1 protein-coding gene is annotated in these 314 nt (G+C 39.2%); it reads right to left on the reverse strand.

Features of this window, described 5'->3' with window-relative positions; translation table 11 throughout:
• On the reverse strand, positions 1-314 hold a 314-nt coding region (locus tag CWB76_RS19680), incomplete at both ends, for a histidine kinase dimerization/phospho-acceptor domain-containing protein (protein WP_283235065.1).

A 314-nucleotide genomic window follows, 5' to 3' on the forward strand; every position in this document is an offset into this window, starting at 1 on the left:
TTTTTGGTTTTTATTTAGCGGTGTTTTATAAAGCTGGCGAGTAAAGCCAATAACCCCATTAAGTGGTGTGCGTAATTCATGACTCTGTTTTGCTAAAAAGTCAGACTTATCGCGGTTAGCATATTGGGCTTCTTTTTTCGCCATAGTGAGCTGTATATTTTGTGTTTCGTATTGCTCAAGCGTGTCGCGGTAATCACTAGTTGCTTGATCAATATTTTTTTGCAGTTGATCTTTTTGCATCACCATAGAGTGGGATATGGTATTGAGTCCTTCACGCAATAGTTCAAACTCCCCATTCATTGGCTCAGTTAAGC

Source organism: Pseudoalteromonas sp. S1609 (assembly GCF_005887255.1).
GTDB lineage: Bacteria > Pseudomonadota > Gammaproteobacteria > Enterobacterales > Alteromonadaceae > Pseudoalteromonas.